Origin of the sequence: Serratia sp. L9 (genome assembly GCF_050632285.1) — a bacterium.
GTDB lineage: Bacteria > Pseudomonadota > Gammaproteobacteria > Enterobacterales > Enterobacteriaceae > Chania.
On sequence record NZ_CP192591.1, the window covers coordinates 2,562,609 to 2,577,748 of the forward strand.

The 15,140-nt window shown below is 47.8% G+C and carries 17 protein-coding genes; 8 read left to right on the top strand and 9 right to left on the bottom strand.

What is annotated here, in order from left to right:
• Positions 1-6: 6 nt before the first annotated feature.
• The 5 genes from ACQ86O_RS12130 to ACQ86O_RS12150 form a co-directional block, all read right to left on the bottom strand.
• Positions 7-2,352 (bottom strand): response regulator, encoded by a 2,346-nt coding sequence (locus ACQ86O_RS12130; protein ID WP_431225409.1) that lies wholly within the window; start codon positions 2,350-2,352, stop codon positions 7-9.
• On the bottom strand, positions 2,318-2,770 hold the full coding sequence (locus tag ACQ86O_RS12135) for a Globin (protein ID WP_431225410.1): 453 nt from the start codon (positions 2,768-2,770) through the stop codon (positions 2,318-2,320). Before ACQ86O_RS12135 ends, ACQ86O_RS12130 begins: the two co-directional genes overlap by 35 nt.
• Before the next feature lie 793 nt (positions 2,771-3,563).
• The gene (locus tag ACQ86O_RS12140) at positions 3,564-4,046 is read right to left on the bottom strand and encodes a FidL-like protein (protein WP_431225411.1); all 483 of its coding nucleotides are present in this window, start codon (positions 4,044-4,046) and stop codon (positions 3,564-3,566) included.
• 5 nt (positions 4,047-4,051) lie between these two features.
• A complete protein-coding gene (locus ACQ86O_RS12145; RefSeq protein WP_431225412.1) occupies positions 4,052-4,474 on the bottom strand; it encodes a hypothetical protein in 423 nt (140 codons plus the stop codon).
• The gene (locus ACQ86O_RS12150; protein ID WP_431225413.1) at positions 4,468-4,854 is read right to left on the bottom strand and encodes a winged helix-turn-helix domain-containing protein; all 387 of its coding nucleotides are present in this window, start codon (positions 4,852-4,854) and stop codon (positions 4,468-4,470) included. The genes ACQ86O_RS12145 and ACQ86O_RS12150 overlap by 7 nt, the downstream gene beginning before the upstream one ends.
• A gap of 358 nt (positions 4,855-5,212) precedes the next feature.
• Here ACQ86O_RS12150 and ACQ86O_RS12155 point away from each other — a divergent pair, with 358 nt between their 5' ends.
• From ACQ86O_RS12155 to ACQ86O_RS12165, 3 genes are read left to right on the top strand one after another with little or no spacing between them, the layout of a single operon-like run.
• Positions 5,213-6,544 carry a VWA domain-containing protein gene (locus ACQ86O_RS12155; RefSeq protein ID WP_431225414.1) on the top strand — a complete coding sequence of 444 codons (1,332 nt, stop codon included), beginning with the start codon at positions 5,213-5,215 and terminating at the stop codon, positions 6,542-6,544.
• A 21-nt stretch (positions 6,545-6,565) separates the two neighbouring features.
• Positions 6,566-8,122 (top strand): sensor histidine kinase, encoded by a 1,557-nt coding sequence (locus ACQ86O_RS12160; protein ID WP_431225415.1) that lies wholly within the window; start codon positions 6,566-6,568, stop codon positions 8,120-8,122.
• A complete protein-coding gene (locus tag ACQ86O_RS12165; protein ID WP_431225416.1) occupies positions 8,103-8,789 on the top strand; it encodes a response regulator transcription factor in 687 nt (228 codons plus the stop codon). Before ACQ86O_RS12160 ends, ACQ86O_RS12165 begins: the two co-directional genes overlap by 20 nt.
• A 100-nt stretch (positions 8,790-8,889) precedes the next feature.
• Here ACQ86O_RS12165 and ACQ86O_RS12170 read toward each other — a convergent pair whose 3' ends face one another.
• From ACQ86O_RS12170 to ACQ86O_RS12180, 3 genes are all read right to left on the bottom strand, one after another.
• The gene (locus tag ACQ86O_RS12170) at positions 8,890-9,348 is read right to left on the bottom strand and encodes an RES family NAD+ phosphorylase (protein ID WP_431225417.1); all 459 of its coding nucleotides are present in this window, start codon (positions 9,346-9,348) and stop codon (positions 8,890-8,892) included.
• Positions 9,345-9,788, bottom strand: a complete 444-nt coding sequence (gene parS, locus ACQ86O_RS12175) for a type II RES/Xre toxin-antitoxin system antitoxin (protein WP_431225418.1) — start codon at positions 9,786-9,788, stop codon at positions 9,345-9,347. The genes ACQ86O_RS12170 and parS overlap by 4 nt, the downstream gene beginning before the upstream one ends.
• 153 nt (positions 9,789-9,941) lie before the next feature.
• Entirely contained in the window at positions 9,942-10,376 is a 435-nt protein-coding gene (locus tag ACQ86O_RS12180; RefSeq protein ID WP_431225419.1) for a DoxX family protein, read from the bottom strand.
• 1,239 nt (positions 10,377-11,615) lie between these two features.
• On the opposite strand from ACQ86O_RS12180, the gene ACQ86O_RS12185 reads away from it, so the two are divergent.
• The 5 genes from ACQ86O_RS12185 (at position 11,616) to ACQ86O_RS12205 (ending at position 13,864) form a co-directional block, all read left to right on the top strand.
• Positions 11,616-11,885, top strand: coding sequence for a hypothetical protein (locus tag ACQ86O_RS12185; RefSeq protein ID WP_431225711.1), 270 nt, complete (start codon positions 11,616-11,618; stop codon positions 11,883-11,885).
• Positions 11,882-12,052 (top strand): hypothetical protein, encoded by a 171-nt coding sequence (locus ACQ86O_RS12190; protein WP_431225420.1) that lies wholly within the window; start codon positions 11,882-11,884, stop codon positions 12,050-12,052. Before ACQ86O_RS12185 ends, ACQ86O_RS12190 begins: the two co-directional genes overlap by 4 nt.
• Positions 12,024-12,386, top strand: a complete 363-nt coding sequence (locus ACQ86O_RS12195) for a mercuric transporter MerT family protein (protein WP_431225421.1) — start codon at positions 12,024-12,026, stop codon at positions 12,384-12,386. Before ACQ86O_RS12190 ends, ACQ86O_RS12195 begins: the two co-directional genes overlap by 29 nt.
• Entirely contained in the window at positions 12,383-12,673 is a 291-nt protein-coding gene (locus tag ACQ86O_RS12200; protein WP_431225422.1) for a heavy-metal-associated domain-containing protein, read from the top strand. The genes ACQ86O_RS12195 and ACQ86O_RS12200 overlap by 4 nt, the downstream gene beginning before the upstream one ends.
• Positions 12,674-12,964: 291 nt before the next feature.
• Positions 12,965-13,864 carry a hypothetical protein gene (locus ACQ86O_RS12205; protein WP_431225423.1) on the top strand — a complete coding sequence of 300 codons (900 nt, stop codon included), beginning with the start codon at positions 12,965-12,967 and terminating at the stop codon, positions 13,862-13,864.
• A gap of 290 nt (positions 13,865-14,154) precedes the next feature.
• Here ACQ86O_RS12205 and ACQ86O_RS12210 read toward each other — a convergent pair whose 3' ends face one another.
• A complete protein-coding gene (locus ACQ86O_RS12210) occupies positions 14,155-15,093 on the bottom strand; it encodes a LysR substrate-binding domain-containing protein (protein ID WP_431225424.1) in 939 nt (312 codons plus the stop codon).
• Between the last annotated feature and the right edge of the window lie 47 nt (positions 15,094-15,140).

A 15,140-nucleotide genomic window follows, 5' to 3' on the forward strand; every position in this document is an offset into this window, starting at 1 on the left:
GCGGCGTTATGCCGCCTTAAGTGCGGCTTGCAGCCGATGGCATAATTCATTCAAACCCTGATATTGCCGGGTAATTTCGGCCAGATCGCCTGCCGCCGCGGCCTGTTCGATATTGCCCAGCTTGTTTTGCAGTGGCAAACAGACAAAGTGCAGGCATTCCCCCTTTAGCTTGTGGGCGCTGCGCCTGATAGCTTCAACATCCTGCATCTGTATGGCGCTATTCAAAGCGGTCATCAAGGGAGGTAATTCTTCAATAAAGATTGCCGCCAACTCGCTGAACAATGTTTTGTCATCACCCAACTGCGACAGCGCCAGAGAATAGTCGAAGATATTTTCCGCCAAGGACTCCTGGCAGCTATTCAGCGTGCGTTGGATTTCACTGGCCAGATTGTCCAACAGAATAGGTTTACTGATATAACCATCAAAACCCTGGGTCAGGCATCTTTCACGGTCGCCTTTCATCGCATGAGCGGTCATGGCAATAATCGGCTGATGATGGCCCGCTTGTAACCGTTCATTTGCGCGCAGATGTTGCACCGCTTCAATACCATCCATTTCCGGCATCTGCAGGTCCATCAAAACCACATCATAATGGCCTTGTTGCAGCTTTTGCAGCGCCAGCCTGCCATTTCCTACGACGTCGGAAGTATGCCCCAACTTGCGGATGAAATTGATCGCCAATTGCTGATTGATCAGGTTGTCTTCGGCCACCAGAATATGCAGGCCATTACCGATAGCCAGGGGAGCGGTTTCAACTTTCGGCAGCGGAGCGATGTGCTCCTCTGGATCAAAGGTGGCGATAATGGCCTCGAGCAATTCGGCGGTATCGATGGGCTTGGTTAAAAAGCTCGAAACGCCGACTTTGCGCAGCACTCCGGTGTCGATCCGGTTGCCCATTGAGCTGAGCATAATCAATTTGCACTGGCGCAAGTTCGGCGTAGACATGATCTCCAATGCCAGCGCCATGCCATCCATTTCTGGCATTTGCGAGTCCAGCAGAATCAACGGGAAGCGCTGGCCAGTGTTCAATAACTCCAGCGCTGCCCGGCCAGAGTTCACCGTATGGGGCTTAAAGCCGTTATTGCGCAACATATCAAACAACAGCCGCAGATTGGTTTCGTTATCATCCACCACCAAAACGTCCAACCCGACCAACCGGTCGGGCAGTGTCACGGTTGCTCGAACCGGGGAGACGCCGGCATCAGCATTGATTGGCAAAGAAAAATAGAAGCGGCTGCCCTGTTCCGGCAGGCTGGAAACCTGCAGTTTACCGCCAATCATGGCAACCAGACGGGCTGAAATGGTTAATCCCAATCCGGTTCCGCCATATTTGCGGGTGGTTGAAGTATCTGCCTGGCTGAATGATTCAAAGATAATGGCCTGCTTGTCTTCGGCGATGCCTATCCCAGTGTCGATAATACTGAACGTCAGCATTTCCGGGGAGGAGAGTGAAGGGGAGATCCGCACCACGACTTCACCGCTATGGGTAAACTTGAGCGCATTACCTAGCAGGTTAGTGATGATTTGCCGTAAACGCAGGGAATCATTAAGCAGGGTGGTTGGTACATCCGGATGGATATCGACGATCAGCTCCAGCCCTTTTTCAGAAAATTTAGGCATCAGGGAGCGGGTAATTTCATGGATCAGCGGGCGGAGTGCAAAACGCTCAAGTTCCAGGGTAATTTTCCCGGCTTCAATCTTTGAAAAGTCGAGAATATCGTCGATTATCTTCAATAAAGCACGGCCAGATGAATACACCATATTGATGTAATCACGCTGCTCATGATTAAGATTGGTTTCCAGGCATAATTGCGTCATGCCCAGAATACCGTTCATCGGCGTGCGGATTTCATGGCTCATATTGGCCAGGAATTCACTTTTGGCCTGATTGGCAGCGTGGGCCAGCTCTACGGCCTGTTGGGACGAAGCTTCGGCCTGCTTACGTTCAGTAATGTCCTGCAAGGTGCCAATGGTTCTCTCTACTTCTCCTTTACTGCCCAGACCGATGCTTTGCCCCTGAATCAATACCCAACGCTCGTCACCATTGCCGTGTTTAACGCGTACCTCACAATTAAATACCGCAGATCCCCCGTTATTGGCCGGATGAAGGTAATTTAATACCCGCGGTAAGTCATCGGGGTGGATAACCTGTTGCCAAAGGGCGGAGGTGAGCGCCTGGTTCTCCCGGTTGACCCCAAGCAGCAACAGGAATGCGTCATTAACCTCCAGCCGATCCTGGCTGCATTCCCAATCCCAGATGCCGATACGGGAGTTTTCAGCGGCCAGAATAAAATTGCTGTTCAGGGTTTGCCTGGCGCTAGCGTTCATTGCGATCACCTTTACTGGCGTCATGGTGCAATTCTGCCTGACGCCGCATGAACTCCAGCCCAGGGGCCATAAAAATCGCCCAGGCAGTGAGCACTTCCTCGTCACAGACCGGGTCGAGCTCCCGCACGGTCTGCAGCACGGCACGACGCCAATAGGCGAAAACAGAAGCAGGGAGATTCAGCCCCTCGGAACTTTGTTCCCGGGCAACGTGGACCAGATAGTCAGATACGATGTGAGTTGTGGCGACCGAGAGCATATAGAAAAAGGATTTGTAGATGATTTTCTGTTGCTGCTGATGATGTTCATGGGTGGACTGGATTTTCAGTTCTTGCGTGCTTTCAATAAACAATCGGTAGAAATGAGAAAAGAACAGGTCTCCGTGATCTTTAGCGGTGATCCGATCGTAACTGCTATTGAACAACGCTTCGTAATCTGTGCTCACACTATTTTCTCTATAAGAACGCCCTCTTTCATTTTGGGAGAGGGCCGGAGTTAGGGGCTTTGGCCTGTGATTTCTCCTGAAGAGAGAACGCCGTTTTTCTTAAAATAGTCTAGTTAACAACGGTGGAAGCGCAAGGCGCAGGATGATTACCGGGCACAGGCTCCGCCCCGGAGGTAGCCAAGCTGCCAGTTTTGCCGGTTGGGCAACCCTGTATTGAAATTATGCGTCTGGCTTCCAGCCACGGAGTGGCTTTTGAACTGAGCCGTCAGTTACGCCAATACCGAGCGTTATCCTCTTGGTTTCTGCTACTTACGTGGTTAAACCTTAAATATTACCGTGCTGAAGGAAAGCCGGATTTTCTTGCGACGCTGCAACAATTCAACAGTGGCATGTAGCCTTCGCGCATCTTCTTCGCCGTAGACTGATGTTGTCTGCTTCTCAGCCTGCCGGGTAAGAAGAAAAAGACATGTTCATTCTGGGTAATGAGTCGGCTAACCGATAGGTTATCCGGTGATCAATTAAAATTTATCAGGACAATATTTCAATTTTATATTTCATCTGTTCGATAATATTAGCGTTTTGTTTTATTGTTGAGTCATCTATTATCTTTTTTTGGTTTTTTATGCTGATTGATTCTGCCATATCAGCAGTTAAGGCATTTTCCCGTGGCTACAGATATTGCCCGAGTTAAAGATAACGCCGTGTTTGTCTACATAGCCCATATTTTTCAAGTTTGCTGCCCACTCATCGCTCGAAATTCACCGGCATATCCTCACGGTGTGATGGCTCATCTCTATGATTTAACAGGGTTAATGCAGATAATGAAAGGTATTGAAAGCCCCTGAATTAGCAATGCATTCTGATTCACAGGCTTGATTTCAACGTTAAAATCCACATTGTCAACCTGAGGTAATATGAAGTTATGCCACAGCTTGTCTGGTGTGTTGTCCAAAGGATGTATTTGTTCTTGCGTAAAGATGATGTTATTGGAGCCCTTTATAGGGGAGGGTTTTATACTAAACAACGAATGACGATGCAGAATGTAACTGGTATGTTCATCTTTTACGGAACCTACGGTATACATGGTCCCCGTATTTTCTGCCGTGAATATTACGCTGATATAGGCATTAAGTTGCACGTTACCCGTGGGGGTGACTGTCTGGTTATGTATCTGACCATCGCAACGAAATGGCAGATGCTCTTTGGTAGCGCGATAATAATACAGAGCGGATAAAAAAATCACTATGAGGATAAATAGGGCGATTATTTTCTTCATTTTATTCACCCTGTAATCTTAAAATTATTACAGTACTGATAAGTTTTGTTTGCTGATTTGATACAGGCCGCTATAAACATTACCTTAAAACGTTCGTTTTCCGTCCGTCTTTCAATATAGAAAACATCCTGTTTCTCTTGGGAGCAATCTATCGTGGTTTTTTTAAGCATTTGCTCTGCACGGGTAGCAAAACTGGGCGGTTTTTTATCCTGGCTTAAAGAGTATATCTCGCATAATTTATAGTTACTAACCAGGTTTAGTTGGTTGGCCGGCATGTAACTGACGCCTGCCGATATAGATGCAATGACAATAAAAAATAGAATTGAAGCAGATAAGATATAATTTTTCCTTAACCAATTAAAAAATAGTGTTCCTGATGCGGTTCCCGCTTTTTTTATTGATTTTGTTGACTTCGCCGGATTTACCACTTCACTGCTAAATGGTTGTGGCTGCTCAGGGGGGTTATATCACCCTTGTTCATAACCGGGTGGATATTTGCTTCCAGTTTAAACCCTATCCGTGGTGCGGTTATTATAACCTTATCTTCGATACCCAGGCTTATAAATGCCTTTCTTAACTCACAGATACAGTTATTAAGGCTGGCATTGGAGGAAGGAATACCAAAGTCCTCCCATGCATTTTTCAGCAACTCGTCGCGGGTTAACGTGGTGCCATGTTTCTTAATCAACTCATTGAATACCCGGCAGGATGGCTTGGTTAATTCAATGGCAGTCAGTGGATTATTGTTTAGCGCCAAAGTCCGCTGGCCTGGATCAAAAATTATGACCAAGTTTATTATGTACTTCATTTTTATAAAAAAACCCTTGATTGCTATAAAGAAAATCAAATTAAGATTTGTCCTGCTCCTAGTTTAACTGAAATCAGATGGTAAGGTATACGTTAGTATGGCTACTCTCACTAATTTTACTGATAATAGCGGGTATCATGGTGAGTCTTCTTATGGGTCAGAGACCCAGAGAAATGACTTTCTTGCCGCCTCGCAGTGCTGTACCGGGAGGTATCAATGCTGCGGGTGCAGGGATAGCAGGAGCGGTATAGCATCAGGGTAACTTTTACGAATTTTTGACATCTTTATACAGATAACAGACAACTCGCAGAACGATACGGGCAAGAATGGATTCGATTCTTCAATAAGGAGCATTATCATGGATCTGAAAAGTATTTTTGCCCTACTGGCGTTATCTGTACTGCCATGGGGAGCAAATGCAGCGCCCGCTACCCCCAAGGTTACCGTGAAATCTGAAGTCGCCTCCCCGGTGATTTTGGAAAATACCCAAGACAAAAACTACCTGAAAATCTCGCTGGTGGGTTATCCACTGGCGATAGAAAAACGCAGCCCAATCAATCTGGCTCTGGTGATTGACCGCTCCTCGTCCATGAGCGGCGATCGTATTATCAAGGCCAGGGACGCTGCTATTACTGCGGTCAACATGCTCAATAGCAATGACACCTTATCGGTAGTGGCTTATGACTCCGGGGTGGAGGTAGTGATCCCGGCGACCAAGGTAAAAGATAAAAATCTGCTGATTAATAAAATTAAAAAAAGCATTGAACCGCGCGGCATGACCGCATTGTTTGCCGGCGTGAGCAAGGGCATTGACCAGGTTGGCAGGCATCTGGATAAAGAACAGGTTAACCGAATTATTCTGCTGTCTGACGGGCAGGCCAACGTTGGGCCAACCTCCAACAGCGAATTGGCCGAATTAGCCAAAGTAGCGGCCAAAAAAGGCATCGCAATTACCACCATCGGCATTGGTGATGGTTATAACGAAGATCTGATGACCACCATCTCAGGCTATAGCGATGGCAACCACGCCTTTGTTGAGGATTCCAGCGATCTGGAGAAGACCTTTGCGCGTGAGTTTAACGACGTGATGTCGGTGGTGGCGCAGGATGTTGAAGTGGTAATCAAAACTGCCGATCAGGTAACGCCAGTACGCCTGTTGGGCCGTGATGGCAGCATTAGCGGCAATACGGTAACGGTGAAGCTGAACCAGCTGTATTCCAATCAGGAAAAATACGTTCTGCTGGAAGTGATCCCGGCAAAGGGGCGTAATGCCCAGTCCAAACCCTTGGCCGATGTAAACGTGCGCTATGCCAACCTGAGCACCAGACAGGTTGATAACGTCAACGAAAAGGTGGCGGTCCGTTATAGCCAATCCGCAAAGGATGTGAGTTCTGCCCAGGTTGATGATGTCTTGGTTGATTCTGCAATCCAGAAAGCGGCGATCGAGAACGAGCGTGCGGTACAGTTGATGGATGAAGGGAAAATGGACGAGGCCAAAGAGGTATTGAGCCAGAACGCGGCGGCATTGGAGAGTCTGCCGGTCAGCGCCGCGCCGGCCCGGCAGAAAGCCGAAGCCAGTGCACAGATGAACAAAGAACTGATGGGTAAAATGGATAGCGACAGCAAGGCTTCATCCCGCAAGGCGGTGAAAGAGCAGAACTACAATATTAAAACCCAGAAGAATCCGTAACGGGGCACCACAAGGAGCAGGATGATCAAGCGTACTTCCAGACATCTGACGATTTTTGTCATCATTACCCTGGTGATTTTCTCTCTGATCGCTTATCTGGGGGTGCGCAGCCTTGAGCATGAAGTCCTGCTGCGCCACTATCAATCGCAGGTCCTGGCGCAGACCCGCGCCACCCAGGCCAGCACCAGCATTATGGATATCCTGGGGCAGAAAGCGGCGCGTTTGGATGCCATTACCGACTATATACAGCCAGACCCTTTATCTCTGCGGGAGTTGGCTGAAAAAGACAGTGATATTGATGCCGTGTTTGTCATGCAGAAAAACCGCCTGTTGTACCCCGGTGAGATTGATCTCTTGAGTCAAAAAGAACAGGCCTGGGTGCAGGCCATTACCCCGTTGGTGAACGATCCCTCCCTGCTTTATAGCCACAGCGCCAGAAGCGAGTCGGATACCCCGCAATCCGGCTGGTTTATTACCGGCGAAGCCCAGGAGCCGTTGCTGATTTACTGGCGTAATAAAGGCAATGGCATCGTTGGATTCCGCGTTTCCTATATCAAACTTTTGTCGGACGTGATTAATGCGGCCTCATTCGATTTTGGCAGCGACACGTTAGCGGTAAGTGAGAATGGCCGCTTGTTGTATCAAAGCAACCCCTACACGCAGTTGGATAAGCAACAGCTATTGGACGCGCAGAACCTGCCTTATCCGCTTTCTGCCTGGCAGGTGAGTTATTACGGCAAGCCGGTAGGTACCCTGGTTATTTATCTGTGGGGTGGGGCGTTTATCCTGCTGATGCTTGCCGTCGTGGGGTTAATCATCCTGCGTCTCTACCGTGAATATACCCAGACGGCGCGGTTGGCCCGCCAGCAGGTGAGCTTTGTCAGCCAGGTGTCCCATGAGCTTAAAACGCCACTGACCAATATCACGCTGTATGCGGAATTGCTGAAAGAGGAACTGGCAGAACAGCATAATGAAGGGCTGCGCTATCTGGACGTTATCACTGGGGAAAGCCAGCGTTTGTCACGCCTTATCCAAAATATTCTGACCTTTACCCGCGCTCCCAAGCTGCATTTTCAGTCCGTGGATATCAATCAGCAGGTAACGCAGATCGCCCAGACGTTTATGCCTTCATTCCAGGCCAGGGGCATGACTATTTCACTCAGCCTGGGTAACAATGCCGTAGTAAGGAGCGATATCGATCGCCTGACGCAAATTATCAGCAACTTCCTGAGTAATGCCGAGAAATACGCTGCGGCAGGCAAGCAGGTCGATCTGCACGTCGTTTCCAGCGCGGAATATGTGGATATTCAGGTGCGCGATTATGGGGCTGGCATTGCCGATAAAGAGATCAAGATGATTTTCGACCCGTTTTTCCGTGTGAAATCAGACATTACCGAGGGTGTTTCGGGAACCGGTATTGGCCTGACGATTGCGCAACAACTGGCGCATAGCCTGGGTGGGGAGATCCTGGTTACGCCGCAGTCACCGGGTGTGTGTTTCACCCTTCGGCTGAAGCGCAATCCGCCTGGCAAAATCGATATAACAACAGGGAGTCGTGATGAAAATCCTGGTAGTTGAAGACGATACCAATATTCGCCAAGGGCTGGTGGAAGCCCTTTCCCGCGAAGGCTACACCCTGATTGCCGCCGAGAATGGCAAAGTGGCGCTGGAGAGGTACCGCCATGAGAAACCCGACTTTATCATCCTGGATATCATGATGCCGGTGCTGGACGGTTATGCGGTGTGCCGTGAAATCCGCAAACAGGATGAGCAAATCCCGATCGTATTCTTATCTGCTAAAGATGAAGAGATAGACCGCGTCGTCGGGCTGGAATTGGGCGCAGATGATTACATCAGCAAGCCGTTTGGCATTCATGAGATCCGCGCCAGAATAAAAACGATCGCCCGGCGCTGCCTGCGCAGCAAAACCGAGCAGCCCGACCTCAGCTTTTGTTTTGGCGATCTAACGGTTTACCCCAATGAACTGTGCGCCCTGCGTCAGGCCGAGCGGTTGGAACTTTCGCTGCGCGAAATCAAAATCCTGGAATGCCTCTACCAACACAGGAACAAGGTTGTCACGCGCGAAATGCTGTTCGATGCGGCCTGGGGTTATGATTTCCTGCCTAACAGCCGCACCCTGGATCAGCATATTTCCAAATTGCGCAAAACCATCGAACAGGATCCCAACAATCCGCTGTTGATCCGCACCGTGCATGGCATGGGTTATCGCTATCAGGTTAGCTAGTGTATGTTTTGGGCAATTGGCTATATAGAGTTTTGGACGTTATGGTTGGAGCCTGGATGCTGGCACTCTGCAGGTGGTCATTGCAGATTCAGTTCATGAACTATTTGAGGCGAGTATCAAACCGGAAGGGGATTATCTTAACGGTTTTCATCAGTTCGAAGACGGCAGGATGCTCAGGATTGAGTAGATAGTTGTATTCAACCGGTGATAGTGCGCTGGGTACCCGTAACGCGGCTGATACAGCGCTCGCATTCCAGTCATCACCATACAGCGCCAACTGAATGGGGGCATCTTGACTGGCCCAGTCTGGCGGTAACGAAGTAAGGTCGACGGTCTGAATCTGGTCGTCTGGAACATCAATGCTCAGCAACGTGAACTTATCCAGTAGTTGCGGAGCATTAATATGCACCAGTGTCTCCAGCATGGTCAGGGACGCGGTCTCCGACAAATAGACCATTGCTGTTCCAACACTGTTCCAGCGGCCGCCGGCCTCCTTCGCCCCAAAGCCAGACCAGGCGGTCATAAGATAGCGGGTCTTGGTCAATCGGTAGAGGATCATGAATAGACCCCATGCTCTACACGCGTGATCAGACGCATAACTTCAAGCGCTCCGGTTTCTGAAGAAACCACGTCAGCCGGTGTTTTCCAGTTGAGCGCCCGATTAGGTTCATTCATCCATTTCTGAGCCGCTTCTTTATCGCCTTCGAATAGGTCCACAGCGCGATCTATGACGCGAATAATACGCACCAGACGCTCACTTTGATCTGCTGTAAAGCGAGTTTTAATACTGCGGTTAAAGGTGGTGTTCGGAATGCCTGACATTTTGCGCAATTCGGCAGACGTGATATTCGCCCATTCAGAAATTCGCTGAGCGATGACGCCCTCCAAACCGTGACTGATCTTGCCCATCAGTTCTATGCCGTCCTGGGTGTCGAGCCCGATAGCATGCCAGGGGCCGAGATGTTTGTCCGGGGTACCGGTGGGTGAGTATACTTTCATGATCGTTCCTCCCATTTGGTTTAAAAATTATACCATATGGAATAAAAGGGGTAAATGTTGCCAGGAGAACCTCCACATGAAGGTTCGGTCCTGACAACATAACGCCTGCAAGGAAAAGATATTGTGGATGACGGCTTCAGGGGATAATGATGATTAACGCCAGTAAGGATTAGAGCAAATCGAATAACGACCACATCCCAACAGGGATATGGCGATTGCCGCCAGGAAGAAATAAACAATATCTTCAATGGCCCACGAACCAACGGGCGACAAGACAAACGTTTTGCCAAGACCGACCAACAGCCAGGCCACGACCATGGTGGCAGCCATAACCAGCGCGGCTGGACGGGTAAGCACACCAAAAATAATCAAAATTGGCGCAATAACCTCACCCACTAACACGCCATAGCCAACAAATGCCGGGATGCCATGAGCAACGAGCATGGCTTGCACCCCGCCTATACCGTCGACGAGCTTATGCCAACCATGGAAAAGTAACAGGCCTCCTACCGCAATACGTAAAATCAGTTTACCGAGGTCGTCTTTATCTAGTGCATTATTAAAACTGACAAGCGTTGATTTTAACATTTTTCCTGAGCCAATTGAGGTTGTGTATCATTCCCATCAAGTGTGATAGAAGTGGCTGAAAGGGCAAATAAGAAATGCAGCTTTCTTGATCTGCATTAGCCTTTCCACGTAAAAGTATGCGTCATTGCCCTGTAAAATAGAGTGATAGGGATGCCTGGTGTCTTTCTGACGTAAACAGAGAACAGCCTATCTCGGCATGAGCAATAATTAGCGCGTTATTGGAAGCCGCCCATGCAGCGCTTGCCGATAAAAGTGCAGTCAATACCAATGCGCACGGTATTTTCTCCCTGGGCATGGTTATTTCACGCCCGGAGGTGACTTATCTCTGGCCGTGGCATGGGGCCCTTTGCCAGTGATTTTTGATAAGGCCCTGCTTTTTCACTGAATATTTAACGTATATTTCCTTTCATATCCACCCGCGCCAGCAGGTGAGAAACTTGTTGTTTTTGGCTTCCAGGGTGCATACTGTTCTCCCCCCAAACTGGCGGTGGGCAAGGCTTTGGCGTTATCCGATAATAAAAAAGGAAATGAAATGGAAAGGCGTAATTTTCTTAAGGGTGCTGCGGCGTTATCTTCTCTTGGTCTGATTAACCCTGTCTGGTCAGAGACCCGTAAAACAGAGGTTCCGGCTTCAAACTGCGTGGATAGAAGAAGGCGTTTTGTGATGACGCAGACCTATCAGCTTAAAGCGCCCGCAGGTTCAGAAGGTAAAGCAAACTTATGGATCCCTGTGCCGGAGGACACCGCTTTTCAGCAACTGAAGCACATTTCATTTTCTGGCAACTATCAACAGGCATATCTAACGGCAAACAACAGCTATGCGGCCAAAACCTTGTTTGCCACCTGGCCGGACTCAAAAGGCCCGATGGAGTTGAAGGTGGAAATGCTGATCGAAACCTTGGACTGGGAACCGTTGAAGAACAACCAACTGTCCGAATGGCATCTCCCGGATACCGATCTGGTTTTCCCCGCAGAGGTACAACCTTATCTTAATCCCACCCCGCATATCCCGGTGGAGGGTTTGGTGAAGGAAACGGCGCTGAAGATTGTCGGTAGTGAGAAAGCGCCGCTCAAGCAGGCGCGATTAATTCATGAGTGGGTAAGAACCCATATGCACCGTGATGATTCAGTGATTGGCTGCGGCAGTGGCGATGTGGGGCAAATTCTAAAAACCGGCAATCTGGGGGGAAATGTACCGATATCAACTCCGTTTTTGTCGCGCTGTGCCGTTCCTGCGGGATCCCTGCACGCGAGATGTTCGGTATCCGCCTGGGCGCCACCCGCAAGCTGGGTGACTATTCGAAGAAAGCATTCGGAAGCGCTGATGAAAAAGGCGTGGCAAAAATCAGCGGAGGACAACATTGCCGGGCCATGTTCTGGCTGGCAGGTTTTGGGTGGCTACCAGCCGATCCGGCCGATGTCACTAAAATGCGCCTGACAGAGAAAAAGAAAACGGCGATCCGGCGGTTGAGGCGGTCAGTGAATACCTGTTTGGCAATTGGGAAATGAACTGGGTTGGCTTTAACTACGCCCGTGACTTTGCACTTTCGCCGGTGGCAGAGCAGGGGGATCTCAATAACTTTGGCTACCCTTATGCTGAAGTGGATGGCGACCCGTTAAACTTCTACGATCCCGCTGAATTCAGTTATGACTATGTCAGTGTCGAACAGCGTTAAGGGCAGCCTGGCAACATTGCTGGCGGCTCTACTTGCTGCCGCCGCATCGACACTCTGTTGTCTGGGGCCGCTGCTCTATCTGGTCTTCGGTATTTCGGCGGCCGGGCTGACGGGGATCCCCGCATTATCCTGGCTGCAGTTCCCGATGATAGTGCTGTCTGTCGGCCTGTTGCTGAGAGGGTTCTGGCGGCTGTATCTGTCGCCACGCCCTGTCTGTGTGAATGTCGTCAGTCGCCGGGCATTGCTCTGGCTTTACTGGCTGTCAGGGCCGCTGCTGCTGGCCATAATGACTTACCCGTATGTTTTACCCTGGCTGTTGGAGTTGATGGAATGAAGAAATGTTTTTGCCTGCTGATTGCTCTGATGTTAATTGCACCGCTAAGCTGGGCGGATAATAAAAAAGTCATCCTGGACATTAAAGACATGACTTGTTCACTTTGCGTCATTTCTATCAATAAAGCGCTGCGTGCTACTGATGGCGTCATTAAGGCAAAGGCCTCGTTGAAAACCCATCAGGCCGAGGTGATAGTGCCGCAGGATTTTGATAACCAGGCACTCCTGACGGCGGTTTCCCATACCGGATATACCGGGGAAATCCACAGCGTTGCTTCAGCTCCGTAGCTTATTCTGCCTTTTGGTTGATGGTTATCTAATTTATTGCTAATAAGGGGAGCGAGTAGGCCAATAGTCAGCTCAGCGCGAGCCATCCTCCCCTTTGCTACGCAAAGAGAGCGGCAGAACGTATCCTAGCCGTTTGGTTAATCGTTTTGCGTGGGCCAACCGTTTCAGCAATAAAACAGTGTTCTGCTCATCAATGAGAGTGTTTCTCAGTCGTGCCGCCGCTCATCTGATGGCAACAGGCATTGATGAAGAACTATAATGAAAAACATTCAGAGGTAATTGGACAGAATAATGGAAAAAATAACTACCTGGCTATCAAGTATTTCATATGTTGCGCTCACTATTTTCTCAGTGGGTGCTTTTGCCGATATGGAAAAACCTGTAACATTAAAAATGAGCTTTGACAAATACTCTACACCTCATGCAACATTTTTAATTAATGGACACCCAGTATATGCAATGATTGATACGGGCTCTTCTTTTGGTTTTCATCTTCAAGAGTCTCAATTAAAAAAAATAAAGGGGCTAAAAAGAGAACGTACATATCGTAGTACTGACGGAAAAGGTAAAGTTCAAGAGAATATAGAATACTTGGCTGATTATCTTGATGTGAATGGAATTAAATTAGTTAACATAACAGTGACCCCATTTAAACAGTGGGGGTTGTTGATTTCTGGCGAAGGTGAATTACCTGAGAGTCCTGTTGCTGGCCTTGGAGCTTTTAAAGATAAACAAATACTGCTGGACTATATTTCTAACTCATTAACAATTTCAGATGATGTTGATGATAACTTACTAATTAAAGATAACTTTAAAGAGTTTTCTTTCCAGATGTCTAATGATGGTCTGGTTCTTGATGTTGAGCAGTCAGGACACAAGTATCATCTGATCTTAGATACCGGTGCAACCGTATCTATGATATGGAGTGAGAGACTTAAGTCACGTGAACCTGCGAGTTGTCTCTTGGTCGATCCTGAGATGGATAATGAAGGATGCGAGGCAACACTGTTCGAGATTAAATCAAAGGACGGTAATCCTGAGCAGTTTGGAGCGGTTATTGTTGCTGGTGATTTTAAACATATGGGCAACATTGACGGTTTGCTCGGAAACAGTTTCCTCAAAGGAAGAAAGATATTTATAGATTTTAAAAACAGCAAGATTTTTATTTCCAATCCCCACAGAAAAAGATAAAAACTCAATCTTTCGTGTTGATGCCTTGCAACACAAACGGGAAGGATCAGTATACAGACGACAACTTGCTATCATTAGATGCATTAATCTATGAAAACATCCACCCCCAAGAGGTTTTACAACATTGGTGGTGCTAAGGGATGCTGTTTGCTGCCAGGTGTGCGTTTGTCTGCCGCTTGTAGGAATGATAAAAACGACTTATGCCACGACTATGATAGGAGAATCCTCAAGTCTTTGATGGAAGACACGACTCCCACGAAAGATATCTAGTCACTCGGGCCGCAGCTATACTATAAGCGATAATTTACTTTATTTGATGCAGCAAGAAACTCTGAACATGCAATATTGATCTCATCCATTAGCTGTTTAGCCGATGGCGTTAAGTTCTGCAACTGTTTATAGATTATGATATATGAAGCATCTGGTAACTTTTCTTTGATAGGAATCTCCGATACCACATCTTTTAAATACGACACGTCGAGTATTGCCCTTGGCCCAACAAAAAGGTAATTCTCATTCAAAACCAATTGCTCACCAATACTAATAGAATCACCATAAATAATGGTTTCACCGGTGATTCTACCATTAGGGAATATAAATCTTTCTAAATCTCTATAATAGCCTGTTCTGGCATTAGGGAAATACCATTTAGCCCCTTGTAGTTGGCTTAATGTGTGGCTCTTTATTAAAGGGTGTTCGTTGCGAGCAATAATGCAAAACTCTGCATTAATTGAGTTTTCAACAGTAAATTCATTCATTGATATTTCTGGCGACTCGATGCCAATAAAAAAATCTAATCGACCCAAACGTAAGGAGGAGATTAACTCAGAGAGTTGCCCCTCAATAATAGTGATCGTAAGGGAAGGATGTTGCGCTTGAAATTTATTAATTAACGAAGGTAATATACCATATGCAGGCAAGTGCGAACAACCAAAAACCACTGAGCCCTGTGACAGTTGGCCCATTTGGTACAGTTCATCAACCGCTCTTTCCAGATCGTTCAGTATCATATTAACTCTGGGTTCAAAGGTACGCCCCATCTTGGTTAATTCCATACCTTGAGCCCCTCGAGCTAATAGCGTTACACCCAATATTCGTTCTAATTCCTGAATACTGCGCGTTATTGCTGGCTGAGTCTGGAACAATGCCTGTGATGCTGCTCTGATGCTGCCATAACGTATAATTGCCTGAAAATTTTTGAGCTGATTAATTTTCGGAAGTTCTCTCATAATCCACTCCATGCATAGGGTTTAAAAATAAATATATATAATGTATT